General features: G+C 62.9%; 35 protein-coding genes. 32 read left to right on the top strand and 3 right to left on the bottom strand.

Features of this window, described 5'->3' with window-relative positions; translation table 11 throughout:
• Window positions 1-38 precede the first annotated feature (38 nt).
• The 21 genes from tuf (at window position 39) to rpmD (ending at window position 10,583) form a co-directional block, all read left to right on the top strand.
• Entirely contained in the window at window positions 39-1,232 is a 1,194-nt protein-coding gene (tuf, locus tag H3Z74_RS14365; RefSeq protein ID WP_034161641.1) for an elongation factor Tu, read from the top strand.
• Between the two features lie 121 nt (window positions 1,233-1,353).
• A complete protein-coding gene (gene rpsJ / locus H3Z74_RS14360) occupies window positions 1,354-1,665 on the top strand; it encodes a 30S ribosomal protein S10 (RefSeq protein WP_034161642.1) in 312 nt (103 codons plus the stop codon).
• Window positions 1,666-1,864: 199 nt separating this feature from the next.
• Entirely contained in the window at window positions 1,865-2,620 is a 756-nt protein-coding gene (gene rplC, locus H3Z74_RS14355; RefSeq protein ID WP_034161712.1) for a 50S ribosomal protein L3, read from the top strand.
• A 2-nt stretch (window positions 2,621-2,622) separates the two neighbouring features.
• Window positions 2,623-3,252, top strand: coding sequence for a 50S ribosomal protein L4 (gene rplD, locus H3Z74_RS14350; protein WP_187760304.1), 630 nt, complete (start codon window positions 2,623-2,625; stop codon window positions 3,250-3,252).
• Window positions 3,245-3,559, top strand: a complete 315-nt coding sequence (locus tag H3Z74_RS14345; protein ID WP_034161644.1) for a 50S ribosomal protein L23 — start codon at window positions 3,245-3,247, stop codon at window positions 3,557-3,559. Before rplD ends, H3Z74_RS14345 begins: the two co-directional genes overlap by 8 nt.
• Before the next feature lie 4 nt (window positions 3,560-3,563).
• The gene (gene rplB, locus H3Z74_RS14340; protein WP_187760303.1) at window positions 3,564-4,415 is read left to right on the top strand and encodes a 50S ribosomal protein L2; all 852 of its coding nucleotides are present in this window, start codon (window positions 3,564-3,566) and stop codon (window positions 4,413-4,415) included.
• A gap of 4 nt (window positions 4,416-4,419) precedes the next feature.
• Window positions 4,420-4,695 (top strand): 30S ribosomal protein S19, encoded by a 276-nt coding sequence (rpsS, locus tag H3Z74_RS14335; RefSeq protein WP_187760302.1) that lies wholly within the window; start codon window positions 4,420-4,422, stop codon window positions 4,693-4,695.
• Complete coding sequence (gene rplV / locus H3Z74_RS14330) at window positions 4,695-5,078, top strand: 50S ribosomal protein L22 (RefSeq protein ID WP_034161647.1); 384 nt, start codon at window positions 4,695-4,697, stop codon at window positions 5,076-5,078. Before rpsS ends, rplV begins: the two co-directional genes overlap by 1 nt.
• Window positions 5,078-5,773, top strand: coding sequence for a 30S ribosomal protein S3 (gene rpsC, locus H3Z74_RS14325; protein WP_187760301.1), 696 nt, complete (start codon window positions 5,078-5,080; stop codon window positions 5,771-5,773). The genes rplV and rpsC overlap by 1 nt, the downstream gene beginning before the upstream one ends.
• Window positions 5,774-5,785: 12 nt before the next feature.
• On the top strand, window positions 5,786-6,220 hold the full coding sequence (rplP, locus tag H3Z74_RS14320; RefSeq protein ID WP_183108980.1) for a 50S ribosomal protein L16: 435 nt from the start codon (window positions 5,786-5,788) through the stop codon (window positions 6,218-6,220).
• Between the two features lies 1 nt (window position 6,221).
• Window positions 6,222-6,428, top strand: a complete 207-nt coding sequence (gene rpmC, locus H3Z74_RS14315; protein ID WP_183108979.1) for a 50S ribosomal protein L29 — start codon at window positions 6,222-6,224, stop codon at window positions 6,426-6,428.
• 11 nt (window positions 6,429-6,439) lie between these two features.
• Entirely contained in the window at window positions 6,440-6,712 is a 273-nt protein-coding gene (gene rpsQ / locus H3Z74_RS14310; RefSeq protein WP_034161651.1) for a 30S ribosomal protein S17, read from the top strand.
• 66 nt (window positions 6,713-6,778) lie between these two features.
• Window positions 6,779-7,147 (top strand): 50S ribosomal protein L14, encoded by a 369-nt coding sequence (gene rplN / locus H3Z74_RS14305; RefSeq protein ID WP_183108978.1) that lies wholly within the window; start codon window positions 6,779-6,781, stop codon window positions 7,145-7,147.
• Window positions 7,147-7,464 carry a 50S ribosomal protein L24 gene (rplX, locus tag H3Z74_RS14300; RefSeq protein WP_034161653.1) on the top strand — a complete coding sequence of 106 codons (318 nt, stop codon included), beginning with the start codon at window positions 7,147-7,149 and terminating at the stop codon, window positions 7,462-7,464. Before rplN ends, rplX begins: the two co-directional genes overlap by 1 nt.
• A 22-nt stretch (window positions 7,465-7,486) precedes the next feature.
• Window positions 7,487-8,047, top strand: coding sequence for a 50S ribosomal protein L5 (rplE, locus tag H3Z74_RS14295; RefSeq protein ID WP_187764334.1), 561 nt, complete (start codon window positions 7,487-7,489; stop codon window positions 8,045-8,047).
• Window position 8,048: 1 nt separating this feature from the next.
• Window positions 8,049-8,354 (top strand): 30S ribosomal protein S14, encoded by a 306-nt coding sequence (rpsN, locus tag H3Z74_RS14290; protein WP_187760300.1) that lies wholly within the window; start codon window positions 8,049-8,051, stop codon window positions 8,352-8,354.
• Between the two features lie 10 nt (window positions 8,355-8,364).
• On the top strand, window positions 8,365-8,760 hold the full coding sequence (rpsH, locus tag H3Z74_RS14285) for a 30S ribosomal protein S8 (protein ID WP_034161656.1): 396 nt from the start codon (window positions 8,365-8,367) through the stop codon (window positions 8,758-8,760).
• Window positions 8,760-9,293, top strand: coding sequence for a 50S ribosomal protein L6 (rplF, locus tag H3Z74_RS14280; protein WP_187760299.1), 534 nt, complete (start codon window positions 8,760-8,762; stop codon window positions 9,291-9,293). Before rpsH ends, rplF begins: the two co-directional genes overlap by 1 nt.
• Complete coding sequence (gene rplR, locus H3Z74_RS14275) at window positions 9,293-9,652, top strand: 50S ribosomal protein L18 (RefSeq protein WP_187760298.1); 360 nt, start codon at window positions 9,293-9,295, stop codon at window positions 9,650-9,652. Before rplF ends, rplR begins: the two co-directional genes overlap by 1 nt.
• A gap of 2 nt (window positions 9,653-9,654) precedes the next feature.
• Window positions 9,655-10,374 carry a 30S ribosomal protein S5 gene (rpsE, locus tag H3Z74_RS14270; RefSeq protein ID WP_187760297.1) on the top strand — a complete coding sequence of 240 codons (720 nt, stop codon included), beginning with the start codon at window positions 9,655-9,657 and terminating at the stop codon, window positions 10,372-10,374.
• 5 nt (window positions 10,375-10,379) lie between these two features.
• On the top strand, window positions 10,380-10,583 hold the full coding sequence (gene rpmD / locus H3Z74_RS14265) for a 50S ribosomal protein L30 (RefSeq protein WP_034161660.1): 204 nt from the start codon (window positions 10,380-10,382) through the stop codon (window positions 10,581-10,583).
• A gap of 53 nt (window positions 10,584-10,636) precedes the next feature.
• Here rpmD and H3Z74_RS14260 read toward each other — a convergent pair whose 3' ends face one another.
• Window positions 10,637-11,362: a class I SAM-dependent methyltransferase gene (locus H3Z74_RS14260; protein WP_187760296.1), complete on the bottom strand. Its 726-nt coding sequence runs from the start codon at window positions 11,360-11,362 to the stop codon at window positions 10,637-10,639.
• Window positions 11,363-11,520: 158 nt separating this feature from the next.
• On the opposite strand from H3Z74_RS14260, the gene rplO reads away from it, so the two are divergent.
• The 7 genes from rplO to H3Z74_RS14225 all read left to right on the top strand — a co-directional run bounded on the left by rplO (window position 11,521) and on the right by H3Z74_RS14225 (window position 17,315).
• Entirely contained in the window at window positions 11,521-12,063 is a 543-nt protein-coding gene (gene rplO / locus H3Z74_RS14255) for a 50S ribosomal protein L15 (protein ID WP_187760295.1), read from the top strand.
• 132 nt (window positions 12,064-12,195) lie between these two features.
• The gene (secY, locus tag H3Z74_RS14250) at window positions 12,196-13,542 is read left to right on the top strand and encodes a preprotein translocase subunit SecY (protein ID WP_187760294.1); all 1,347 of its coding nucleotides are present in this window, start codon (window positions 12,196-12,198) and stop codon (window positions 13,540-13,542) included.
• Window positions 13,543-13,575: 33 nt separating this feature from the next.
• Window positions 13,576-14,226, top strand: a complete 651-nt coding sequence (locus H3Z74_RS14245) for an adenylate kinase (RefSeq protein ID WP_187760293.1) — start codon at window positions 13,576-13,578, stop codon at window positions 14,224-14,226.
• 96 nt (window positions 14,227-14,322) lie between these two features.
• The gene (locus H3Z74_RS14240; protein ID WP_187760292.1) at window positions 14,323-14,898 is read left to right on the top strand and encodes an SRPBCC family protein; all 576 of its coding nucleotides are present in this window, start codon (window positions 14,323-14,325) and stop codon (window positions 14,896-14,898) included.
• A gap of 120 nt (window positions 14,899-15,018) precedes the next feature.
• Window positions 15,019-15,174 (top strand): hypothetical protein, encoded by a 156-nt coding sequence (locus H3Z74_RS14235; protein ID WP_187760291.1) that lies wholly within the window; start codon window positions 15,019-15,021, stop codon window positions 15,172-15,174.
• 105 nt (window positions 15,175-15,279) lie between these two features.
• A complete protein-coding gene (locus H3Z74_RS14230) occupies window positions 15,280-15,972 on the top strand; it encodes a response regulator transcription factor (protein WP_187760290.1) in 693 nt (230 codons plus the stop codon).
• On the top strand, window positions 15,969-17,315 hold the full coding sequence (locus H3Z74_RS14225) for a HAMP domain-containing sensor histidine kinase (RefSeq protein ID WP_187760289.1): 1,347 nt from the start codon (window positions 15,969-15,971) through the stop codon (window positions 17,313-17,315). The genes H3Z74_RS14230 and H3Z74_RS14225 overlap by 4 nt, the downstream gene beginning before the upstream one ends.
• 219 nt (window positions 17,316-17,534) lie before the next feature.
• On the opposite strand, the gene H3Z74_RS14220 is transcribed toward H3Z74_RS14225, so the two are convergent.
• Window positions 17,535-18,341, bottom strand: a complete 807-nt coding sequence (locus H3Z74_RS14220) for an SDR family NAD(P)-dependent oxidoreductase (protein WP_187760288.1) — start codon at window positions 18,339-18,341, stop codon at window positions 17,535-17,537.
• A gap of 75 nt (window positions 18,342-18,416) precedes the next feature.
• Here H3Z74_RS14220 and H3Z74_RS14215 point away from each other — a divergent pair, with 75 nt between their 5' ends.
• Entirely contained in the window at window positions 18,417-18,857 is a 441-nt protein-coding gene (locus tag H3Z74_RS14215) for a winged helix-turn-helix transcriptional regulator (protein ID WP_187760287.1), read from the top strand.
• Between the two features lie 167 nt (window positions 18,858-19,024).
• Here the strand turns inward: H3Z74_RS14215 and H3Z74_RS14210 are convergent, their stop codons facing one another.
• Window positions 19,025-19,423, bottom strand: a complete 399-nt coding sequence (locus H3Z74_RS14210) for an EVE domain-containing protein (protein WP_187760286.1) — start codon at window positions 19,421-19,423, stop codon at window positions 19,025-19,027.
• A 151-nt stretch (window positions 19,424-19,574) separates the two neighbouring features.
• On the opposite strand from H3Z74_RS14210, the gene H3Z74_RS14205 reads away from it, so the two are divergent.
• The 3 genes from H3Z74_RS14205 to H3Z74_RS14195 all read left to right on the top strand — a co-directional run bounded on the left by H3Z74_RS14205 (window position 19,575) and on the right by H3Z74_RS14195 (window position 22,952).
• Entirely contained in the window at window positions 19,575-19,961 is a 387-nt protein-coding gene (locus tag H3Z74_RS14205) for a hypothetical protein (RefSeq protein WP_187760285.1), read from the top strand.
• Window positions 19,962-20,057: 96 nt separating this feature from the next.
• Entirely contained in the window at window positions 20,058-20,327 is a 270-nt protein-coding gene (locus H3Z74_RS14200; protein WP_187760284.1) for a DUF3297 family protein, read from the top strand.
• Window positions 20,328-20,549: 222 nt separating this feature from the next.
• Entirely contained in the window at window positions 20,550-22,952 is a 2,403-nt protein-coding gene (locus H3Z74_RS14195) for a TonB-dependent receptor (RefSeq protein ID WP_187760283.1), read from the top strand.
• Window positions 22,953-23,383: the final 431 nt, after the last annotated feature.

Raw genomic sequence — 23,383 nt, 5'->3', positions numbered from 1 at the left:
CCTGAAGGCCGCGAATCTGATTCTAGAAGGTAGGAAAAATGGCGAAAGCAAAGTTCGAGCGGACCAAGCCGCATCTCAACATCGGCACGATCGGCCATGTCGATCACGGCAAGACGTCGCTGACGGCTGCGATCACCAAGGTGCTCGCTGAAACCGGCGGTGCCACGTTCACCAGCTATGCAAACATCGACAAGGCTCCCGAAGAGCGCGAGCGCGGCATCACCATCTCGACCGCACACGTCGAGTATGAGACGACCGCACGTCACTACGCGCACGTCGATTGCCCTGGCCACGCCGATTATGTGAAGAACATGATCACCGGTGCGGCGCAGATGGACGGCGCGATCCTGGTCGTGTCGGCCACCGACGGCCCGATGCCGCAGACCCGCGAGCACATCCTGCTCGCCCGTCAGGTCGGTGTGCCGACGATGGTCGTGTTCATGAACAAGGTCGATCTGGTCGACGACGAGGAAATCCTCGAGCTGGTCGAGATGGAAATCCGCGAGCTGCTCTCGAAGTATGATTTCGACGGCGACAACATCCCGGTCATCCGTGGCTCGGCTGTTGCGGCACTCGAAGACAAGACCCCCGAGATCGGCCATGATGCCGTGCTCAAGCTGATGGCAGCGGTTGATGAATATCTGCCGCAGCCCGAGCGTCCGCTCGACAAGCCGTTCATGATGCCGATCGAAGACGTGTTCTCGATCTCGGGTCGTGGCACGGTCGTCACCGGCCGCGTCGAGACCGGCGTTGTGAAGGTCGGCGAGGAAGTCGAAATCGTCGGCATCCACCCGGAGGTCCGCAAGACGGTCGTGACCGGCGTCGAAATGTTCCGCAAGCTGCTCGACCAGGGCCAGGCTGGCGACAACGTTGGTGCGCTGATCCGTGGCGTTGCACGCGACGAAGTCGAGCGTGGCCAGGTTCTCTGCAAGCCGGGCTCGATCAAGCCGCACACCGACTTCCAGTCGGAAGTGTATGTGCTGTCGAAGGACGAGGGTGGCCGTCACACGCCATTCTTCGCCAACTATCGTCCGCAGTTCTACTTCCGTACCACGGACGTGACCGGCACCGTCGAGCTGCCTGAGGGCACCGAAATGGTCATGCCTGGCGACAACATCGCACTGGGCGTCAAGCTCATTGCACCGATCGCGATGGACGTTGGTCAGCGCTTCACGATCCGTGAAGGTGGCCGGACCGTCGGTTCGGGTATTGTCAGCGGCATCTCGAAGTAATATAGACGCGCCTCCGCCCGATTCCCTGTCTTCGCGACAGGGAGTCGGGCGGTTGCTATTTTCGTGAACAACCAAAGAGTTGCCATCAGGCAACCCGCTCTTTCGCATCGGTAGGGATTAAATGGAAACGCAGAATATCCGTATTCGTCTGAAGGCATTCGATCATCGTGTGCTCGATCAGGCGACCGGCGACATCGCCGACACGGCGCGCCGCACCGGCGCCCTTATTCGCGGTCCGATCCCTTTGCCGACGCGTATCGAGAAGTTCACGGTCAACCGCGGACCGCACATCGACAAGAAGTCGCGTGAGCAGTTCGAGGTCCGCACCTACAAGCGGATGCTGGACATCGTTCAGCCGACCCCGCAGACGGTAGACGCGCTGATGAAGCTCGATCTTGCCGCGGGTGTAGACGTGGAGATCAAGCTGGCCTAAAGGCCGCTGCTCCACACGAGATTCGGTTCCGCTTCGGCGGCACCTGATAAGGGATACCGCCCGGCTTGCCGGGGTCTGCGTCCCCCGTCACGTTCCCTAGCGGGAACACCAGCCCGGGACGGGGCACGTACAAAAATCGCTGGGCTGACACGCACGTCGGAAATCGTTCCGGCGTGCCTCTGTAATAAGGAGCATGATCATGCGCACAGGCGTGATCGCGAAGAAAATGGGGATGACCCGCTTGTTCAAGGATGATGGGCGCCATGTGCCCGTCACCGTTCTTGCACTTGAGGGCAACCAGGTTGTGGCCGTTCGCGAGGCCGATCGTGATGGGTATGTTGCCGTCCAGCTGGGCGCCGGCGTTGCCAAAGCGAAAAACGTTTCCAAGCCGCAGCGCGGCCACTTCGGCAAGGCCGAAGTCGAGCCCAAGGCGAAGCTTGCAGAATTCCGTGTGTCCGAGGACGCCGTGCTCGCAGTGGGCGCCGAGATTTCGGCTGACCATTATGTCGCCGGCCAGATCGTCGACATTCAGGGCGTGACCCAGGGTAAGGGTTTCCAGGGCGGCATGAAGCGCTGGGGCTTCGGCGGTCTGCGTGCCACTCACGGCGTGTCCGTCTCGCACCGTTCGCTCGGTTCGACCGGTCAGCGCCAGGATCCGGGCAAGGTCTTCAAGAACAAGAAGATGGCCGGTCATATGGGTGACAAGAACCGCACCCAGCAGAATCTCGAAATCGTGTCGACCGACGTCGAGCGCGGCCTGATCTTCGTCAAGGGCTCGGTGCCCGGCTCGAAGGGCGGCTGGCTGCTCGTCAAGGACTCGGTCAAGGTCGCGCGTCACGCTGACGCGCCGTACCCCGCCGGTCTGAAGGCCGCCGCGAACAGCAACAACGCTCCTGCCGAAACGCCTGCTGAAGACGTTCCGGCCGTGGAAGCGACCGAAGGCCAGGAGGGCTGAACATGAAGGTCAAGATTCAGTCCTTCGACGCCAAGGCGAAAGCTTCGGACATCGAGCTCAACGATGAGGTCTTCGGCCTCGATCCGCGCCCGGATATCCTGCACCGCGTCGTCACCTGGCAGCTCGAAAAGCGCCGCGCCACTGCGCGCGGTACTCGTGAGCGTGCCGATGTCGCTCGCACGGGCAAGAAGTTCGGTCGCCAGAAGGGCGGCGGTACGGCACGTCACGGCGATCGCCGTGCGCCGATCTTCGTCGGCGGTGGTAAAGCCCACGGCGCTCGCGTCCGCGACTTCAATCCGTCGCTGAACAAGAAGATCCGCGCACTCGGCCTGAAGATGGCGCTGTCGACCCACGCTCAGGCGGGTTCGCTGGTAGTCATGGAGAGCCTGGCGGTTGCAGAGAGCAAGACCAAGACGCTGATCGCGGATTGGGCCAAGCTGGGCCTCGGCAAGACTGCGCTCGTCATTGACGGCGATGCGGTCGACAACAGCTTCGCGCTGGCCGCGGGCAACCTTCACACGATCAACGTCATGCCGGCCGCCGGCGCGAACGTTTACGACATCCTGAAGCACGACACGCTGGTCCTGACCCGCGCTGCCGTCGAGAAGCTGGAGGCGCGCTTCAATGGCTAAAAAGCAGAAGGCGGACATCGATACGCGTCATTACGACGTGATCGTTGCGCCCCACATCACCGAGAAGGCGACCTTGCTCAGCGAGCACAACGCGGTCGTGTTCAAGGTCGCTGGCGATGCCACCAAGCCCGAGATCAAGGCTGCCGTCGAGGCGCTGTTCTCGGTCAAGGTCCTGGGGGTCAACACGATCGTCCAGAAGGGCAAGACCAAGAAGTGGAAGGGCGTGCCCTACACCAAGTCCGATGTGAAGAAGGCGATCGTGACGCTGGCCGATGGCCAGTCCATCGACGTGACCACGGGAATTTAAAGCCATGGCACTGAAGCATTATAACCCGACCAGCCCGGCACGACGCGGTCTTATCCTCGTCGACCGTAGCGGTCTGCACAAGGGCGGCCCGATCAAGGCGCTGACCGAAGGCAAACGCAAGACTGGCGGCCGCAACAACAAGGGCCATGTGACCTCGCGCGGCATCGCCGGCGGTCACAAGCAGCGCTATCGCATCATCGACTTCAAGCGTCGCAAGTGGGACGTCGAAGGCATTGTGCAGCGGATCGAATATGATCCCAACCGTACCGCCTTCATCGCACTCGTCAGCTACGGCACCGATGACGCGGGCAAGGAAGACGTCGCCTACATCATCGCACCGCAGCGCCTCGGCGTTGGCGACAAGGTGATCGCGTCGAAGAAGACCGACGTGAAGCCGGGCAATGCGATGGAACTGGGCCAGATGCCGGTCGGCACGATTGTCCACAACGTCGAGATGAAGCCCGGCAAGGGTGGCCAGATCGCTCGTTCGGCAGGCACCTATGTGCAGGTCGTCGGCCGCGACAAGGGCATGGTGATGGTTCGCCTCAATTCGGGCGAGCAGCGCTACATCCACTCGAACTGCATGGCGACCGTCGGTGCGGTGTCCAACCCGGACAACGGCAACACCAACCTCGCCAAGGCCGGCCGCAATCGCTGGCTCGGCAAGCGCCCGCTGACCCGCGGCGTCGCCAAGAACCCGGTCGACCATCCGCACGGCGGTGGTGAAGGCCGGACCTCGGGTGGCCGTCATCCGGTTACGCCTTGGGGCAAGCCGACCAAGGGTGCGCGCACCCGTCACAACAAGTCGACCGACAAGATGATCATCCGGTCGCGTCACGCCAAGAAGAAGGGCTAACGCCATGGCTCGTTCCGTCTGGAAGGGTCCGTTCGTGGACCTCCATCTGCTGAAAAAGGCAGAAACCGCGCAGGAAGCCAATTCGCGCGCGCCGATCAAGACCTGGTCGCGTCGCTCGACGATCCTGCCGCAGTTCGTGGGCCTGACCTTCACCGTGTATAACGGTCGCAAGTTCGTGCCGGTCTCGGTCAACGAGGACATGGTTGGGATGAAGCTCGGCGAGTTCGCGCCGACGCGTTACTTCCCCGGCCACGCCGCCGACAAGAAGGGCAAGCGCTGATGTCGAAGCCGAAATCCCCCCGCAAGGTCGGTGAGAAGGAAGCTCTCTCGGTCGGGACGCAGATTCGCGGCTCGGCTCAGAAGCTCGGTCTCGTCGCTGCGCTGATCCGCAACAAGCCGGTCGGCGATGCGATGAACATCCTCGCTTTCTCGACCCGCGCGATGGCCGTGGACGCTCGCAAGGTGCTCGCTTCGGCGATCGCCAATGCGGAGAACAACCACAATCTCGACGTCGATGCGCTGGTCGTATCGGAAGCGAGCGTCGGCAAGTCGATCGTCATGAAGCGGTTCGCCACGCGCGGTCGCGGCAAGTCGACCCGCATCCTGAAGCCCTTCAGCCGCCTGCGCATCGTCGTTCGCGAACAGCAAGAAGAAGAAGCCTAATGGGTCAGAAAAGCAATCCGATCGGGCTTCGGCTTCAGATCAACCGCACCTGGGACAGCCGCTGGTACGCGGAGGGCGCCGACTATGGCCGTCTTCTCCTCGAAGACCTCAAGATGCGTGCCTACATCATGAAGACGCTGCCGCAGGCCGCGATCTCCAAGGTAGTGATCGAGCGTCCGGCAAAGCTGTGCCGCGTGTCCATCTTCGCTGCGCGCCCCGGCGTGATCATCGGCAAGAAGGGTGCGGACATCGAAAAGCTGCGCAAGACGCTCGGCAAGATGACCAGCTCGGACGTGTCGCTGAACATCGTCGAAATCCGCAAGCCGGAAGTCGATTCGAAGCTCGTCGCACAGGGTATCGCCGATCAGCTTGAGCGTCGTATCGCTTTCCGCCGCGCCATGAAGCGTGCGGTTCAGTCGGCGATGCGCCTGGGTGCTGAAGGCATCCGCATCAATTGCGGCGGCCGTCTCGGCGGCGCCGAAATCGCACGGTCGGAATGGTATCGTGAAGGTCGCGTTCCGCTGCACACGCTGCGCGCGAACGTCGATTATGCCGAAGCGACTGCACACACCGCCTATGGCGTGTGCGGCGTGAAGGTGTGGATCTTCAAGGGCGAAATCCTCGGCCATGACCCGATGGCGACCGACCGGATCATGATGGAGGCTCAAACCTCCGGCGTGCGCCCGGCGCGCTAAGGAACATTTGACATGTTGCAACCGAAGAAGACCAAATTCCGCAAGCAGTTCAAGGGCCGGATTCACGGCGATGCGAAGGGCGGCACCACGCTGAACTTCGGCTCGTACGGGCTTAAGGCAATGGAGCCGGACCGGATCACCGCACGCCAGATCGAGGCGGCTCGCCGCGCGATCACGCGTCACATCAAGCGCCAGGGGCGTTTGTGGATCCGCATTTTCCCCGACGTGCCGGTCACGTCGAAGCCTGCCGAAGTCCGCATGGGCAAGGGCAAGGGTTCGCCGGAATATTGGGCGGCCCGGGTCAAGCCCGGCCGCATCCTGTTCGAACTGGACGGGGTTCCCGGCGACATTGCAGCGGTGGCGTTCAGCCGCGCGGCGATGAAGCTGCCGATCAAGGTAAAGGTTGTTGCCCGTCTCGGCGACACCTCGCACCTGGGAGTTGCATAAGATGGCTCGCATCGACGATTTGAAGGCGAAGACCGAGGACCAGCTGGGCGAAGAGCTCGGCAACCTGAAGCGCGAGGCGTTCAACCTCCGTTTCCAGGCCGCGACCAACCAGCTCGAAAAGCCGAGCCGGGTTCGTGAAGTCCGTCGCGACATCGCTCGCATCAAGACCCTGCAGACCGCGCGTTCGCGCGACGCTGCGGCTAAGTAAGGAACGATACCATGCCGAAGCGCGTGCTGACGGGACTGATCGTCTCGGACAAGGGCGACAAGACGGTGGTCGTGAACGTGGAGCGCAAGGTCAAGCATGCGCTCTACGGCAAGATCATCCGCCGTTCGAAGAAGTACCACGCCCATGACGAGGCGAACGAGTTCAAGCAGGGTGAAACCGTGCGGATCGAAGAGACCGCGCCGATCTCCAAGCTGAAGACCTGGAAGGTGATCGATCGGGTGAACACCCATGCGACGCCGGAGCGGGTCGACGTCGACGCGTAACGCGCCGGCATATTTTTAGGCGGGGTCCGGTCGGAATCGGCCCCAGAGTGAGAAGGAACCGGATCGATGATCCAGATGCAGTCCAATCTCGAGGTCGCTGACAACAGCGGCGCGAAGCGGGTGCAGTGCATCAAGGTGCTTGGCGGGTCCAAGCGCCGCACCGCAGGCGTTGGCGACATCATCGTCGTCAGCGTCAAGGAAGCAGCCCCCCGTGGCCGCGTGAAGAAGGGCGACGTGCACCGTGCCGTCATCGTGCGCACGGCGAAGGACATTCGTCGCGCCGATGGCTCGGTGATCCGCTTCGACGGGAACGCAGCCGTGCTGGTCAACAAGAACGAGGAGCCGATCGGCACCCGTATCTTTGGCCCAGTGGTGCGCGAGCTCCGCGGCAAGAAGCACATGAAGATCATCAGCCTGGCGCCGGAGGTTCTGTAATGGCCGCTGCGAAAATCAAGAAGGGTGACCGCGTCATCGTCCTGTCCGGCAAGGACAAGGGCAAGACCGGTGAAGTGACCCAGGCCCTGCCGCGTGACGGCAAGGTCATCGTGTCGGGCGTGAATGTCGCGATCCGCCACACCAAGCCGAGCCAGGGCGACCCTCAGGGTGGCCTGGTCCGTTCGGAAGCGCCGTTGCACGTCTCGAAGGTCGCTCATGTGACTGCCGACGGCAAGCCGACGCGTGTCCGGTTCGAAACCCAGGACGGGAAGAAGGTCCGCGTGGCCGTCAAGACCGGGGAGAAGATCAGTGGCTGAAGCCGCCAACACCAAGCCGCGCATGCGGCAGATCTATGATGACAAGATCATCAAGGCGATGACCGAGAAGTTCGGTTACAAGAACGCGATGGAGGTTCCGCGCCTCGACAAGATCGTCCTGAACATGGGCGTTGGCGAAGCGACGCAGGACAAGAAGAAGGTCGAGCAGGCCGCGGGCGAGATGGAACTGATCGCAGGTCAGAAGCCCGTCGTCACCAAGGCGAAGAAGTCGATCGCGCAGTTCAAGCTGCGCGAAGGCATGCCGATCGGCGTGAAGGTAACCCTTCGCCGTGAGCGCATGTACGAGTTTCTCGACCGCTTCATCACGATCGCGCTTCCCCGCGTTCGCGATTTCCGTGGCCTGAACCCCAAGAGCTTCGATGGACGCGGCAATTATGCCTGCGGCCTGAAGGAGCAGCTGGTGTTCCCGGAAATCAACTATGACCGGATCGACAAGGTGCGCGGCATGGACGTGATCGTCACCACCACCGCCCGGACCGACGACGAAGCGCGCGAGCTGCTCCGCCTGTTCGGTTTCCCGTTCCCGATCGAAGTCGCTGACGACGAAAAGAAGGCAGCATAAGATGGCTAAAGTCAGTTCTGTAAACAAGAACGAGCGCCGCAAGCGGATGGTGAAGAAGTACGCCCCCGCTTATGCGAAGCTGAAGGCGATTGCGGCCGACGAGTCGCTCGACGATGGCGAGCGTCTGATCGCCCGCCTGAAGATGGCGCAGATTCCGCGCAACGGTAACCCGACCCGCGTTCGCAACCGTTGCGAAACCACCGGGCGCCCGCGCGCTTATTATCGCAAGTTCCGTCTCTGCCGTATTCAGCTGCGCGATCTGGCCAACAAGGGCCTCATCCCCGGCGTTACGAAGTCGAGCTGGTAAGGATCACGAGATGGCATTGACCGATCCCCTGGGTGATATGCTCACCCGCATCCGTAACGGCCAGCGCGCGCGCAAGGATTCTGTCCTTTCGCCGGCGTCGAAGCTGCGCGCCCGCGTGCTCGACGTGCTTCAGCGCGAAGGCTATATCCGCGGATATTCCGAAGAAGAGATGGGCCCCGCAAAGGGCATCCGCATCGAGCTTAAATATTTCGAGGGTCAGCCCGCGATCAAGCACGTTGCGCGCGTCTCCAAGCCTGGCCGTCGCGTCTATTCGGGTTCGCAGGATCTGCCCCGCGTGATGAACGGCCTGGGCATCACGATCGTCTCGACGCCGCGTGGCGTTCTGTCCGACGCCGAAGCGCGTGAGCAGAATGTCGGTGGCGAAGTGCTGGCGGAGGTATTCTGATGAGCCGCATCGGTAAAAAGCCGATCACGATCCCGAGCGGCACTACCGCGACGATCGAGGGTCAGCAGCTCAGCGTGAAGGGCCCCAAGGGCACCCTCGCAATGCCGCTGCGCGAAGAGATCAGCTATACGCTCGAAGACGGCGGCATCTCGGTGCAGCCGGCCAATGCGACCAAGCGCGCTCGCGCGTTCTGGGGCATGCAGCGCACGCTGGTTCAGAACCTCGTCACTGGCGTGTCGGAAGGCTTCACCAAGAAGCTGCTGATCAACGGCGTCGGCTATCGTGCCGCCGCTTCGGGTCGCACGCTCAACCTGAAGCTCGGCTATAGCCACGACGTCAACATCGACGTGCCGGAAGGCATTGAAGTGAAGACGCCGGACAACACGACGGTCGAGATCTCGGGGTCGGACAAGCAGAAGGTCGGCCAGCTGGCCGCCGAAATTCGCCAGTGGCGCAAGCCTGAGCCGTACAAGGGCAAGGGCATCAAGTACGACGGCGAGTTCATCTTCCGCAAGGAAGGGAAAAAGAAGTAATGAGCACCAAAGGTCTCTCCCTTTTCGCGAAGCGCCGTCTTCGCAACCGTACCGCTCTTCGTGGTCGTGCCGCTGGCCGTCCCCGTTTGTCGGTGCATCGTTCGGGCAAGCATATCTATGCCCAGATCATCGACGACGCAGCGGGCAAGACGCTCGCTTCGGCATCGACCCTGGAAAAGGACGTGCGCGGCACGACCGGCGCGAACATCGACGCGGCGACCTCGGTCGGCACGCGGGTAGCAGAAGCAGCCAAGGCAGCGGGTGTGACCAAGGTCGTGTTCGATCGCGGCGGCTTCCTGTTCCACGGTCGTGTCAAGGCGCTGGCACAGGCCGCGCGTGAAGCCGGATTGGAGTTCTAAGAATGGCTGACGAAATCATCCCGACCGAAGCCGCTGCATCGCCCGAGGGCGCACCGCAGGAAGCTCCTGGTCGTGGCCCGCGTGGCGGCCGTGGCCGTGGCGGTCCCGGTGGCGGCGGTCAGAACCGTGGCGGTCGCGACAATCGCGGTGGTCGTGACAATCGTCGCGGCGCACCCGGTGGCGACGATGGCGGCGAAGAGCTGATCGAGAAGCTGGTTCACATCAACCGCGTTTCGAAGACGGTGAAGGGCGGCAAGCGCTTCGGCTTTGCGGCACTGGTCGTCGTCGGTGACGGCAAGGGCCGGGTCGGCTTCGGTCACGGCAAGGCGCGCGAAGTGCCGGAAGCCATCTCCAAGGCGACTGCCGCCGCGAAGAAGGCCATGGTTCGCGTTCCGCTGCGTGACGGTCGTACGCTGCATCATGACGGCAAGGGCCATTTCGGCGCTGGCCTCGTGACCGTACGCTCGGCACCGCAGGGTACCGGCATCATCGCCGGCGGCCCGATGCGCGCCGTGTTCGAATCGCTCGGCGTTGCCGATGTGGTGACCAAGTCGGTCGGCACGTCCAACCCGTACAACATGATCCGTGCGACCTTCGAAGCGCTGACCTCGCAGGTCTCGCCCAAGTCGGTCGCGCAGCGTCGCGGCAAGAAGATCGCCGACCTGCTCGGCCGTGGTGGCTCGCAGGCCGCCGAGGCTGAAGCCGCAGCGATTGCGGAGTAAGACAGATGGCGAAGAAGAAAGAAGCCGCTGCTGGCGGCACGATCAAGATCACGCAGACCGGTTCGCCGATCCGTCGTGAAAAGGATCAGCGCGCAACCCTGATCGGTCTTGGCCTCAACAAGATGCACAAGACCCGCGAACTGCAGGATACGCCCGAAGTTCGTGGCATGATCCGCAAGGTCGCGCACATGCTGTCGGTCGAAGGCTGACCGGCATCGGAGCCGAACGAGAATAAAGGGCGGGCCGCAAGGTCCGCCTTTTTCTATGGGTCGACCTTATTTTCGTCGAGGGCGGCCGCGCTGAGTGCCGGTTTCCGGACGGCGACGAAGATCGCTTGCGAGTTGAGCCACCAGGGCAGCGCGGGAAACGGGCTATAGGCGATCTCGGTGATCGTGAAGCGCTCCGCGATCTGCTTGCGCAATTCCCTGAAATCGAATCCCTTGTGCGAGAATCGCCGTTCCGTTGTGCGTGCGATTGGCCGGCCGAACGTGCCCCTGAGCAGTTCCGTCGCACTCGTGTCGCCCCAGTGGCGATAGATTGCCGCGCGCGAGGCTTCTTTCAGGATCAGCGTTGCGCCGTACATGATCGGTACTGTCACGAGCAGCCGGCCCTGGCCGGTCAGCACAGCATCGCTCGCGGCGAGAAAAGTCGCCAGATGGTCGTCTTCGACATGCTCGAGCGTCTCGAAGGCGGTGACCAGATCAATCGACCGGTGCGCCAGGTCATCCATCGCCGCGACGCGTTCGATGACGGGAGACGCAATTTCCATATAGGGTTCGACCGCAATCAATCGCGCGTCGGGGCGAACATCGTGCAGCCGGGACAGAAAATATCCTTGGCCCGCTCCGAAATCGACGATGCTGCCACCGCGCGGCAGCAATTTGTCGGTGAAGGAGAGCGATGCGGCATAGCGCGAGCGATGAGCGAATCGCTTGATCGGATTGCGGCTGTCATGGGTTCGCTGGGCGTAGGTCAGCGTTTTCGACACGGCGTTACTCCACCAGGGCGGATCTGATCTGCGAAGAATCGCATCTGGGCAAAGATTTAATCGCCGCGTCAAATGTTTTTGGGGTGACAGGCGACAACATCATCGCTAACCGCACCCGATCCATCAACGCGCGACAAAAGCGAAAGCGAGTGCACGATATGAAACTGAACGAACTCCGCGACAATCAGGGCGCCCGTAAATCCCGCATGCGGGTCGGCCGCGGCATCGGCTCCGGCAAGGGCAAGACCTCGGGCCGTGGTATCAAGGGCCAGACCAGCCGTGAGGGTGTGTCCATCGCCGGCTTCGAAGGTGGCCAGATGCCGCTGCACATGCGCCTGCCGAAGCGCGGCTTCAACAACATCTTCGCCAAGGATTTTGCCGAGGTGAACCTGGGCGCGATCCAGAAGGCGCTCGATGCCGGCAAGATCGAAGCCGGTGCGACGCTCGATCATGCCGCGCTGAAGGCCGCTGGCCTGGCACGTGGCGGCAAGGACGGCGTCCGTCTGCTCGGCAAGGGCGATTTCTCGGCCAAGCTGAACTTCACCGTTGCCGGTGCGTCGAAGGGCGCGATCGAGGCGGTCGAGAAGGCCGGTGGCAAGGTAGAGGTGATCCACCTCGTACCGGCAGCAGAGAAGGCCGCCGCCAAGAAGGGCGTGAAGTACAAGGAACGCCAGGCTCACAAGGCCTCTTTCAAGGCATAACCTCGCTTTCCCCGGCGATGTGCCGGGGAACATGCTAGGCAAGCCCGCTTGCGTGACTATATGAGCGGCGGGGCGGTAAAACGTTTCCCGCCGCTTTTGTTTCCCCGTTCGTTTTTGGGACGATAAATCATAATGGCATCCGCAGCCGATCAGATGGCCTCAGGCCTCAGCCTGTCGAAGTTCGCGCAGGCGACCGACCTCAAGAAGCGCTTGTGGTTCACGATCGGCGTGCTGATCGTTTTCCGGATGCTCAGCTATGTGCCGCTGCCGGGTATCGATCCCACCGCGCTCCATTCGCTGGTCCAGAAGACGAGCGGCGGCGTGCTCGATTTCTTCAACGCGTTTTCGGGCGGTTCGCTGTCGCGCGCCAGCATCATCGCGCTCGGCGTGATGCCCTATATCACCGCCTCGATCGTGGTGCAGCTCGCGACCTCCCTCTCGCCGACGCTGGCAGCGATCAAGAAGGACGGCGAGAGTGGTCGGAAGCGGCTCAACCAATATACGCGCTACGGCACGGTCGGCCTGACCGCAGTGCAGGGCTATTTCCTCGCGGTCGGTTTCGAGAGCCAGAATGTCGTCGTCGATCCCGGGATGCTGTTTCGCCTTGCGGCGGTGCTGAGCCTGGTCGGCGGTACGATGTTCCTGATGTGGCTGGGTGAGCAGATCACCAGCCGAGGTATCGGCAACGGCATGTCGCTGATCATCATGGCCGGCATCGTCGCCAGCCTGCCACGGACCCTGGTCAACCTGTTCGAAGGCGGCCGTTCGGGGTCGCTCGATTCGTTCAAGCTGATCGGGATCATCGCCGCGGTGGTGATCCTGGTGCTGTTCATCTGCTTCATGGAGCGCGCGCAGCGGCGCATCCTGATCCAGTATCCCAAGCGACAGACGCAGCGCGGCATGCAGGCGGATCGCAGCCATTTGCCGCTCAAGATCAACACCGCCGGCGTGATCCCGCCGATCTTCGCCTCCTCGCTGCTGCTGATGCCGCTGACCATCTCGCAGTTCGCCGGCCAGCGCGTCGCGGGCGAGAGCACTTGGGGTGACATCATCATCACCCTCAACCAGTATCTGCAGCACGGCAGCCCGGTCTATATGGCGCTGTACGGTGCCGGGATCATCTTCTTCTCGTTCTTCTACACCGCGGTCGTGTTCAACCCGGAAGAGACGGCGGACAATCTGAAGCGCTATGGCGGGTTCATTCCTGGCATCCGCCCGGGCAAGAACACCGAGACCTATTTCGATTATGTGCTGACGCGCATCACCGTGATCGGCGCGGCCTATCTGACGATCATTTGCCTTCTGCCGGAATATCTGGTTTCGGCGCTGTCGATCCCATTCTATCTTGGCGGCACCAGCTTGCTGATCGTGGTCAACGTGACGATGGATACGGTGACGCAGATTCAGAGCCATTTGCTGGCTCATCAATATGGCGACCTGATCAAGAAGGCCAAGCTGAAGGGCGGACGCCTCCGTTAAGACGGGTGATATGAAGTCTAGGGGAGTGCGGTCTTGAATATCATCCTGCTCGGGCCCCCGGGGGCGGGGAAGGGCACGCAGGCGAGCCATCTGGTGGCGGACCGCGGCATGCTTCAACTGTCGACCGGTGACATGCTGCGCGCCGCGCGCGACGCGGGGACGCCGGTCGGCCTCAAGGTCGCGGCGATCATGGCGGCGGGCGAACTCGTCTCCGACGATATCGTCTCGGCGCTGATCGACGAGAAGCTGTCGACGATGCCGGCCGATCAGGGCGCGATCTTCGATGGCTATCCGCGTACCGCGGCGCAGGCGCATTCGCTCGATGATATCCTCGCCAATCATGGTCGCACGCTTGATCATGTGATCGAACTCGAGGTCGACGAGGACGCGCTCGTCGAGCGCATCACCGGTCGCTACACCTGCGCGAAGTGCGGTACTGGCTATCATGACAGTTTCAAGCAGCCCAAGGTCGCGGGTGTGTGCGACGTATGCGGCTCGACCGAGTTCAAGCGCCGCGCCGACGACAATGAGGAATCGGTTCGTACCCGCATGGTCGAATATCGTGCCAAGACCGCACCGATCCTGCCGATCTACGAGGCGCGCGGGCTGGTCCGCCGGGTCGACGGCATGGCCGACATCGATCATGTGACCCAGGCGATCGAAGCGATCCTCGACGGGAAATAGTCTTCCGTACCTCATTCCCGCCCGCGCGGGATGACGGCGGAGGTTGCGGATCATCGGCGGGGGCATATGATGCGGCGATCCATCGGGGGCCGCCACATGAACCGTTTCGTCCTACTCTCCGCACTGGCCATTCTGCCGCTCGCCACGCCGGCTGCTGCCGATGTCGTGCAGGCGACGCCCGCCGGGTTCGAGATCAAGCAGGTGGTCACCGTCGATACGTCGATCGCCCAGACATGGGATACGCTGCGCGCGCCGCAAAGATGGTGGAGCAAGGAGCACACCTATTCGGACGATTCCGCCAATCTCTATCTCGATAGTCAGGCGACCGGTTGCTTCTGCGAACGGATGAAGGGCGCCGACCGATCGGGAGGCAGCGTCGAGCATGCCCGGATCGTCTATATCGCTCCCGGCCGGATGATCCGGCTGGTCGGCGCGCTTGGCCCGCTTCAGGCCGAGGCCGTGACCGGCACGCTCACCTTCAAGCTCGATCCCGAAGGGTCGAACGCGACGCGGGTGACGATGACCTATGTCGTCGGCGGCTATGTCCGCGCTGGCGCCGACACCCTGGCACCAAAGGTCGATGAAGTGCTGGCGGTGCAGATGCTCGGGCTGAAATCCGCCGCCGAATCCGCGCCGGCCGTTGAGCCGGAGAAGAAAGAGAAGAAGAAATAGGCCCGGTTTCGATGCTTCATGACGCGCTTTTCATGTGGGCGTCATCGGAAAGCACCGGGTGGTCCGGCTAATGTCCTGACTGTGGCTGGCGAGAGTGCCGGCCCGATCAGGAGAACGCCGATGACCCTCCGCATTCTGCTCCCCGCCACCGCAATGGCGATGATCGCCATTCCCACCATCGCGTCGGCGACCACCGCGCGCGCTGTGCCGAAACACGCCCACCACGCCAAAGCCACCACCGTCGCCAAATCGAGCGCGGTGAAAAAGGCCCACTGATCCGTCACCATATTCCCGGTGGTGTCGGAAGAGCCGGCGGAAGGCGAGGCTTTCCGTCGGCTCGCTTCGTTCGTACAGTCCGGGAAAGACATCGGACGCCCGCTCATGACCCGCAAGATTCTCATCGTCGAAGACGACCATGCGACGGCAAGCTATATCGCCAAGGGGCTGGCCGAGGCCGGCTATTCGGTCGAGATCTGCCATGACGGTCGCGATGGCCTGTTCCTGGCCAGTGAAGGCATCTTCGACGTCATCGTCGCCGACCGCATGATGCCGGGCCTGGACGGGCTGGCCATGCTTGCCGCGATCCGTGCCGCGGGGATCTCCACGCCGGCCTTGATCCTGTCCGCGCTGGCGACCGTCGACGACCGGATCGACGGGCTGCAGGCCGGGGCGGACGACTATCTGGTCAAACCCTATTCCTTTGCCGAGCTTCATGCCCGGATCGAGGCCCTGCTGCGGCGTACCGATCGGGTCGCTTCCGACCCGCAGACCGTGAAGCTCACCGTCGGCGATCTCGAGATCGACCTGCTCGCGCGCAGCGTATCGCGGCAGGGCCGGGCGATCCTGCTCGGCGCGCGCGAATTCAACCTGCTCGAATATCTCGCGCGCCATGCCGGCCAGGTCGTTACCCGCACGATGATGCTGGAGAAGATCTGGAATTATCATTTCGATCCCGGTTCGAATGTGGTCGATGTCCATATCGGCCGGCTGCGGCGCAAGCTTGAGGAAGGCTTTGCCGTGCCGATCCTCCATACCGTGCGCGGTGCCGGGTACCGGCTGTCAGTCGACGGGTGAAGCGTCTATCGGTCACCGCGCGTATCGCGCTGCTCGCGATCGCGCTGGCGCTCGTTTCCAACCTCGCGCTGGTCGGGTTCGTCTGGCAGCAGATTCATGATGATGCGGTCGGCGCCCTGCGGCGCAATACGCTCGAACAATCCGATGCGCTGGTGGCGGTGTGGCGCAGCGGTGGCATGCCTGCGCTGATCCAGGCGATCGAGGTTGCCCGCGCGCCGGGCGACGAATCCCTGATCCTTGCCGTGATTGACCGGTCGGGCCGCCGCATCGGCGGCATTGGACCCGACCGAGTCACGCTCGAAGGAGACGGCACCTCGTTCCAGATCGGCCGAGCAGGAGCATCTCCGCCCTGGTCGGATCGCGACGCGGGCTATGCCGTGCGCACCATCGGCAGCAACCGGCTGATCAGCGGGCGGCTGCTCGACGATTGGGAGCAGGAGCAGCGCGACCTGGAAGGCGCATTGGCGCTCGCGGTGTTGCTGTCGCTGGCACTCGGGATCGGCGGCGGGCTGGTGATTGCGCGCTATGTCGGGCGAAGGCTCAACGGGGTGGCGAGCGTGATCGAAGGAGTCGCGGATGGCGACCTGTCGCGCCGGGTAGTGACGCTGACCGGCAGCGGAGACCCATTCGACCGCCTCGCCAGTCAACTGAACGCGATGCTCGACAAGCTCGAACGGCTGATGGGTGAACTACGCCTCGTCACCGACAGTCTCGCGCATGATCTGCGCTCGCCGCTGAGCCGGCTGCGCAGCAAGACCGAAGGGGCGGTGCTGATGGAGGATCCGGCGCAGCGCGAGGCGGCGCTGGGCGGGTTGATTGCCGAAACCGATATCGTCATGCGCATGCTCACCACGCTGATCGAGATCAGCCGTGCCGAATCCATTTCGCGCGACCGCTTCAGCCTGGTCGATCCGGCGGAACTGATCGAAGAAATTGCCGAGCTTTATGCGCCAGTCGTCGAGGATGCCGGCATGCGCATGATCGTCGCGCTCGATGCCCGCCCGCCCGCGCTACTGCTCCATCGCGAGCTGATATCGCAGGCGGTCACCAATCTCGCCGACAACGCCCTGCGTCATGGTGCGGGCGGCGGATCGATCACGCTCCGCCTGTCGACCGGTGCGGATGAGGTGCGGCTGCAGGTCGAGGATCATGGTCCCGGTATCGCCGCCGAAGACCGTGCCCAGGCGCTGCGCCGCTTCGGTCGGCTCGATAGCGCGCGGACCACGCCCGGCGCGGGCCTCGGCCTGGCATTGATCGAAGCGGTCGCGCGGCTGCATGGCGGGCGGTTCGATCTGGACGACAATGCGCCCGGACTGATCGCGGCGATCGTGCTGCCGGCCTAGCGACGGGCCGCGTCCGGTAAGGCGCGCAACGGGACGGCATGTCGGATGACACGCTGTCCCGGTCGATGTCGCTTTCCTGTCAGGCTGCCGCACTTTCCATCGATCCCTGGGCTGACCGGGATCGGAACTCGAACACTTTTGTCATCCGCGCTGCGCGACCGGCATGGGCGACGGCCGGCAATCGGCGTCGCCCCCGCCGCGTCGCCCCTGCCGCGTCGGTCACGCCGCGATCGGTTCGCGATAGCGGTCGGCGACGTCACGGCGGCTGAGGTCGCCCTGCATCGCCAGACGCTGCGCGTTGAGCGCCGACCATTGACCTTCATCGGCCAGCGGCGGGATGGTCACGGTTTCGCGCCGGTCGAACCCGGTCAGCGCCGCGTCGACCAGGTCGTCGACCTCCATCACCATTTCTGCGGGGAAGGTGTCGACATCCTTGCCGGAACGCTCCCAGATCTCGGTCCGCGTCGCGCCGGGCAGCACCGCCTGGACATAGACGCCCTCAGGGGCGAGTTGATTGGCGAGCGACTGGCTGAGGTTGAGCAGGTGCGCCTTGGATCCGCTATAGACGCCGTCGAACATCTCCGGCGCGAGTGCAAGGACCGACGCGATGTTGACGATCGCGCCCGTCTTGCGCGCAACGAACGCCTTGGCTGCCGCACCGGCGAGGCGGGTAGGAGCAGTGATGTTGAGCGCGATCAGCCGCTCGATCTGATCGGGTTCATTGTCGAGCAGCGTACCGTTGAGCGACATGCCGGCATTGTTGACCAGCAGCGTGATCGCCGGGTCGCCGGCGAGTCGGGCTTCGATCGTCGCGACGTCGGTGCGGTCCGTCAGATCGGCGCGCAGCACCTCGATGGTGCGCTCGGTTTCGGCGCGCAGCCGCGTGGCCAGCCCGTCCATCCGCACCGTGTCGCGCGCGACCAGGATCAGGTCATAGCCGCGATGTGCAAGCCGGTCGGCATAGACCGCACCGATGCCCGATGATGCGCCCGTGATCAGCGCGGTTCCCTTGATGGTCGATGACATTCTTCGTCTCCAGGACCGGCCCGATGCCTAGTCACTTGCATTTAGATAGTAAGTGACTATTCTTTTGCAATGGACATGAAAAAAATCAGTGAGGGCACTTGCCCGGTTGGGCGTGGCCTGGCGCGGACGGGTGATGCATGGAGCATGCTGGTCCTGCGCGACGCAGCGCTCGGCCTGACCCGGTTCGACGAATTCCAGCGTAGCCTGGGCATCGCGCCCAACATCCTGACGCGCCGCCTCGCGGCGCTGGTGCGCGACGGGGTGCTGGAGCGCCGTCGCTATAGCGAACGGCCGCCCCGCGATGAGTATGTGCTGACGCAGTGCGGGCGCGACTATTTGCCGATCCTGTCGGCGCTCGGTGCCTGGGGGGCGCGCTATTTTGGGGAGGGCGATGTCTCGCAACTGGTCGAGGCCGGTAGCGGCCGCATCATTGATCCGGTGGTGGTCGACCGGGCAACGGGGCGGCCGCTTGACGAGATCGACTTGCGCACTGTGTTGCCGGGCGGGGCGGTTTAGAGCGACGCGGGCCCGGATGGACTCACCTTATTCCGTTCGTGCTGAGGTTGTCGAAGCACCGTTCTTTTTATCCTGCGTCGGAAAGAGAAGAACGGCCCTTCGACAAGCTCAGGGCGAACGGAGGGAGGTGGGGTTCTCAGTTTCAGCCGGCGATGCGCCCCCCGCGATCAGCCACCCATCGCCAGGATCGCGGCCCATTGCGCATCGGACACCGGCGAGACGGAGAGCCGCGACTGCCGCAGCATTTCCATGCCTGCCAGTTTCGGCTCGGCCTTCATCGCCGCCAGCGTCACCGGTTTTGCCAGCGGTTCGAGCGGCTTGACCGCGACCGATACCCAGCGCGCCTCGTCGCCATCCTGTTGTGCGGTGCGCGTCACCTCGACCGTGCCGACTGCGGCCTTGTCCTTGCCCGAATGATAGAAGAACGCGCGGTCACCGACTGCCATTGCTTTCAGGTGCAGTGCGGCGGCGGCGTTGCGCACGCCGGTCCATTCGGTCTGCCGCTCAGCGAGCAGGTCATCCCAGCTGTAACTTTCGGGTTCGGACTTGAGCAACCAGTACGCCATGCGATCCTCCAGAGGTTTGCCGTAAGCTAAACGCCCGCTTAACATGTCATTCCGGCTCAGTTCAGCCCGACTCGAATATTGCGTGAAACAAGCTGGCATGGTCCCGCGTTTCGGCACCAGCGAATTTGCTTTCCCGACTGAGGAGGTCGACATGAAGAATATGATGAAGAAGGCCGTGCTCGGGGCGACGCTTGCCGCAACCGCGCTTACGGTCGCAGCGCCTGCCGATGCGCAGCGTTATCGTCGCCATTATCACCGTGGCAACGATGCGGGTGTGGCCGTTGTCGCCGGTATTGCCGGCCTGGCGATCGGCGCCGCGATCGCGTCGGACGGCCGCCGCGATCGCGACCGTGAAGTCTATTATCGCGACCGGGGCTATGACCCCTATTATGACGATAATTACTATCAGGAACGCGGCTATTATCCGAACGACGGCTATTACGCCTGGCGGTATCGCGACCGCTATGCCAGCTGCCATATCGAACGCCGCTGGGATCCCTATTATCGCCAGCCGGTACGGGTGCGGGTCTGCTACTGATCCGGATGCAGTGACGATGACGGCGGCGCGGTTAATAGCCGCGCCGCTTTCATATGGGCTGGCATCGAGCGCAATTTTGCGTCAAAGCGCGGCGCTATGACCGATACTCCTCCCGACCGCCTGTCCTCCAATCCGCGCAGCCCGTTCTTCGACGAGGAAAAGCTGTCGCGCGGCATCGGCATCCGCTTCAAGGAGCGTGAGCGCCATGACGTCGAGGAATATTGCATTTCCGAAGGCTGGATCCGCGTCGCGCTCGGCAAGAAGGTCGATCGCAAGGGCAATCCGCTGACGCTGAAATATAGCGGCCCGGTCGAGGCCTGGTTCGAGCGCCCCGCCGAGGGCGCTGAGGAAACGCCCGAGGCCTGATCCGGCCGGTCGCAAGCGTCGCTTGCAACCGCATCGCGTTCGACAATCATTTTGTTGGGTCTCTGGCCGTAATCAACCGCGATATGTCGTGGTTGATGCAAAATAGCCACGCCCGTAACGAAATCGCGCCTGGCGAAGTTGCCACATATTCCCGGTCCTTTTAGGCTCTCCATTCTGATGCTTCATAACGAAGACAGTATGCGTTTCAGGAGAGGAAATAACATGATCGGTCGATCGGGAAATAGACTGAAGGCGCGGCTCGCTATTGGTACCGCTGCAATTGTTATACTTACTAGCCCAATCTATGCACAGGAAGCGCCCCAGGATAGCAGCGATATCATCGTCACCGCGACCAAGCGGTCGACGACGATCCAGAACGTGCCTTTTTCGATCAACGCCCAGACCGCCGAAGACATTGAGCGCGCTCACGCGAACTCGCTCGAGGACGTGTCGCGCAATGTCGCGGGTCTCGCGGTGCAGAATCTCGGGCCGGGCCAGAGCCAGGTGGCAATCCGTGGCGTTTCCGCCGGCCAGGTCGCTCGCGACCAGCCCGGCGTGAAGGAGCAGGTCGGCGTCTATCTAGATGAATCGGTGATTTCGCTGTCGCTCTTCACCCCCGACCTCGACCTGTTCGATCTCAACCGCATCGAAACACTGCGCGGGCCGCAGGGCACGCTGTTCGGATCCGGTTCGGTCGGCGGCACCTTGCGCTACATCACCAATCAGCCGCGCACCGATAAGGTCGAGGGCCAGGTCGAGGGCAATATCAACATCGTCGACGAGGGTGACGTCGGCGGCTCGATCAAGGGCATGATCAACCTGCCCTTGTCGGACAAGGCGGCGCTGCGCGCGGTGGGCTATTATACCCGCTATGCCGGCTTCATCGATGCGCGGCGGCCGGGCGGCAAGGTCGACGAGAATATCAATGATGGCTGGCGGGCCGGCGGGCGTGTCTCATTGCTGCTGGAACCGGTCGACGACCTCAAGATCACGCCGCGCGTGGTGTATCAGAAGATCCACGTCAACGGGTTCAACCGGCAGGAAGTCTATAACCTGTTCGCCAATCCCTATACCACCACGGCTGCCGGCCGGCCGCCGGTGACTCTGGATGAGCGCCAGCAATATCTGATGCTCGATGAAGAGTTCGAGGATCGGGTCCTGCTCGGCGACCTGACGATCGAGGCCACGCATGGGCCGGTGACGGTCACCTCGGTCACCAGCTATACCGATCGCAACATCCTGGTCAGCCGCGATGCCAGCGCACTCACCAACAGCGTGTTCATCGATGTCGGTTTTGCGCCCGCAGGCCAGGCGCTGCCGGCCAATCTGGTCGATACCACCAAGGTGAAGCAATTCACCCAGGAGCTGCGCTTCGCGTCGGCCGATACCGGCCCGTTCCAGTGGCTTGTCGGTGGTTTCTATTCGTCGGTGGATCGTAAATATTCGCAGCGCCTGCCCACGCCGGGGACCGATGCGTTTGCCGATGCGCGGTTCGGCGCCGGTTTCTCGCTGTCGCAGCGCAACGGATTTGGGGCGGATTCGCCGTACAACGCCGATATTCCCTACAAGCTGAAACAGCTCTCGATCTTCGGCGAAGCGAGCTACGAGCTGACCGAGGCGCTCAAGGCGACGCTGGGCGGCCGCTATTATACCTTCAATGAAGAGCGCGTGTTCCACTCGGGCGGCTTCTTCACCAATCTCGACAATAATCGCGACAAGACATCGTCCGAAGGCTTCTCGCCGCGCGCCCTGTTGAGTCTGAAAGCATCCCAGAACGTCACGTTCAACGCGCAAGTCTCCAAGGGCTTCCGGCTCGGAGGCGTGAACGATCCGCTCAATCTGCCGCTGTGCAGTGGCGGTGCCACCGGCCCCGATGCCCGGACCTTCGGCAACCGGCCGCGCTATGACGATGAATCGCTGTGGAACTATGAAGGCGGGGTCAAGACGCACTTCGGCGGCATCACCTTCAACGCGGCCGCTTTCTATACCAAGATCACCAATCTCCAGGTGACGGCGGATGCCGGAAGCTGCTCGTCGCGGGTCGTGTTCAACGTGCCCAAGGCGCATACCATGGGTATCGAGGCCGAATTCTCGCTGACCCCGGTCCATGGCCTTGATCTGTCGATCTCGGGCAGCCTGCTTCAGTCCGAGTTCGATTCGACGCTCACCCGGCCCGATGGTTCTGTGATCGAGGGGATCCGGGACGGCAATCGCTTGCCCTCGGTGCCGAAGTTCCAGATTTCCGCCAGCGCGACCTATAACTTCGCGCTGGGTGCCGAAACCGAGGGCTATGTCGGTGCGTCGTTCCAGCATGTCGGCAGCCGCTTCACTCAGCCCGGCGACCAGGAAAACAACCCGCGCAGCTTCGTGCATGGGCTGCCCTTTGGCGGTGCCCCGGCGAACGCCACCACGGTGGTCGATCTGGAATTGCCCGAATATGAGCTCGTTGGCCTGAGCGCAGGCGTCAACCTGCCCAATGACCTGGGCGTGTCGGTCTATGTCAACAACCTGCTCGACGAAAACCCGCTGCTGTCGTTCGATCGCGAACGTGGCGGCCGCGCCCGGCTCGGCTTCGCGGTCGGCCAGCCGCGCACGATCGGGATGACCGTTCGCAAGGGCTTCTAACGGGGGAGATCGAGGCCGGTATGAGGTGACGCCGTTGCCCCTGGGCGCGGCGTCACCACCAGGCGGACGCCGTCTGCACATCGGCCTCGATCGACTTCATCGCCGATTGGATCGTTGCGTCGATCCTCACTTTGGCAGGCGTGCCCTGTGCTGATCGCAAACCAGGACTCATCGACCAGCTCGGGGGTGCTTCCCTGAGATTTTGCTTCCTGTCTCCGAGAATGACCGGGAGGATTCGGCAAGCATCTTCATCGTGCCCAGGTCGCAAGGCGACGTGCCGGGGAGCTACGGAAATGCGGACCGAAGCTCATAATTTAGTATTGCGTCCCCGAAATGCTCGGGGCGATGGCCAGAGATATGTTACATTCCTGGTGTAACATATCTCACCCGCCGGTCCGTGCGTGCCGCTGACCGGAGCCAGAGATATGCGA

Source organism: Sphingomonas alpina (assembly GCF_014490665.1).
Taxonomy (GTDB): domain Bacteria; phylum Pseudomonadota; class Alphaproteobacteria; order Sphingomonadales; family Sphingomonadaceae; genus Sphingomonas; species Sphingomonas alpina.
Note: the sequence above shows the minus strand (reverse complement) of the source record. Positions and strands in the feature narration are given on the sequence as shown.

Bases quoted from the DNA above. Each gene is read 5' to 3' on its own strand.
- tuf (WP_034161641.1), top strand. From the start codon at position 39: ATGGCGAAAGCAAAGTTCGAGCGGACCAAGCCGCATCTCAACATCGGC.
- secY (WP_187760294.1), top strand. From the start codon at position 12,196: ATGGCATCCGCAGCCGATCAGATGGCCTCAGGCCTCAGCCTGTCGAAG.
- rplF (WP_187760299.1), top strand. From the start codon at position 8,760: ATGAGCCGCATCGGTAAAAAGCCGATCACGATCCCGAGCGGCACTACC.
- rplO (WP_187760295.1), top strand. From the start codon at position 11,521: ATGAAACTGAACGAACTCCGCGACAATCAGGGCGCCCGTAAATCCCGC.
- H3Z74_RS14235 (WP_187760291.1), top strand. From the start codon at position 15,019: ATGACCCTCCGCATTCTGCTCCCCGCCACCGCAATGGCGATGATCGCC.
- rpsC (WP_187760301.1), top strand. From the start codon at position 5,078: ATGGGTCAGAAAAGCAATCCGATCGGGCTTCGGCTTCAGATCAACCGC.
- rpsJ (WP_034161642.1), top strand. From the start codon at position 1,354: ATGGAAACGCAGAATATCCGTATTCGTCTGAAGGCATTCGATCATCGT.
- rpsH (WP_034161656.1), top strand. From the start codon at position 8,365: ATGGCATTGACCGATCCCCTGGGTGATATGCTCACCCGCATCCGTAAC.
- rpsQ (WP_034161651.1), top strand. From the start codon at position 6,440: ATGCCGAAGCGCGTGCTGACGGGACTGATCGTCTCGGACAAGGGCGAC.
- rplE (WP_187764334.1), top strand. From the start codon at position 7,487: ATGCGGCAGATCTATGATGACAAGATCATCAAGGCGATGACCGAGAAG.
- H3Z74_RS14200 (WP_187760284.1), top strand. From the start codon at position 20,058: ATGACCGATACTCCTCCCGACCGCCTGTCCTCCAATCCGCGCAGCCCG.
- H3Z74_RS14345 (WP_034161644.1), top strand. From the start codon at position 3,245: ATGGCTAAAAAGCAGAAGGCGGACATCGATACGCGTCATTACGACGTG.
- rplR (WP_187760298.1), top strand. From the start codon at position 9,293: ATGAGCACCAAAGGTCTCTCCCTTTTCGCGAAGCGCCGTCTTCGCAAC.
- rplX (WP_034161653.1), top strand. From the start codon at position 7,147: ATGGCCGCTGCGAAAATCAAGAAGGGTGACCGCGTCATCGTCCTGTCC.
- H3Z74_RS14195 (WP_187760283.1), top strand. From the start codon at position 20,550: ATGATCGGTCGATCGGGAAATAGACTGAAGGCGCGGCTCGCTATTGGT.
- rpmC (WP_183108979.1), top strand. From the start codon at position 6,222: ATGGCTCGCATCGACGATTTGAAGGCGAAGACCGAGGACCAGCTGGGC.
- rpmD (WP_034161660.1), top strand. From the start codon at position 10,380: ATGGCGAAGAAGAAAGAAGCCGCTGCTGGCGGCACGATCAAGATCACG.
- rplD (WP_187760304.1), top strand. From the start codon at position 2,623: ATGAAGGTCAAGATTCAGTCCTTCGACGCCAAGGCGAAAGCTTCGGAC.
- H3Z74_RS14240 (WP_187760292.1), top strand. From the start codon at position 14,323: ATGAACCGTTTCGTCCTACTCTCCGCACTGGCCATTCTGCCGCTCGCC.
- rplC (WP_034161712.1), top strand. From the start codon at position 1,865: ATGCGCACAGGCGTGATCGCGAAGAAAATGGGGATGACCCGCTTGTTC.
- H3Z74_RS14205 (WP_187760285.1), top strand. From the start codon at position 19,575: ATGAAGAATATGATGAAGAAGGCCGTGCTCGGGGCGACGCTTGCCGCA.
- rpsN (WP_187760300.1), top strand. From the start codon at position 8,049: ATGGCTAAAGTCAGTTCTGTAAACAAGAACGAGCGCCGCAAGCGGATG.
- rplN (WP_183108978.1), top strand. From the start codon at position 6,779: ATGATCCAGATGCAGTCCAATCTCGAGGTCGCTGACAACAGCGGCGCG.
- H3Z74_RS14230 (WP_187760290.1), top strand. From the start codon at position 15,280: ATGACCCGCAAGATTCTCATCGTCGAAGACGACCATGCGACGGCAAGC.
- rplP (WP_183108980.1), top strand. From the start codon at position 5,786: ATGTTGCAACCGAAGAAGACCAAATTCCGCAAGCAGTTCAAGGGCCGG.
- rplB (WP_187760303.1), top strand. From the start codon at position 3,564: ATGGCACTGAAGCATTATAACCCGACCAGCCCGGCACGACGCGGTCTT.
- rpsS (WP_187760302.1), top strand. From the start codon at position 4,420: ATGGCTCGTTCCGTCTGGAAGGGTCCGTTCGTGGACCTCCATCTGCTG.
- H3Z74_RS14215 (WP_187760287.1), top strand. From the start codon at position 18,417: ATGAAAAAAATCAGTGAGGGCACTTGCCCGGTTGGGCGTGGCCTGGCG.
- H3Z74_RS14220 (WP_187760288.1), bottom strand. From the start codon at position 18,341: ATGTCATCGACCATCAAGGGAACCGCGCTGATCACGGGCGCATCATCG.
- rpsE (WP_187760297.1), top strand. From the start codon at position 9,655: ATGGCTGACGAAATCATCCCGACCGAAGCCGCTGCATCGCCCGAGGGC.
- H3Z74_RS14210 (WP_187760286.1), bottom strand. From the start codon at position 19,423: ATGGCGTACTGGTTGCTCAAGTCCGAACCCGAAAGTTACAGCTGGGAT.
- rplV (WP_034161647.1), top strand. From the start codon at position 4,695: ATGTCGAAGCCGAAATCCCCCCGCAAGGTCGGTGAGAAGGAAGCTCTC.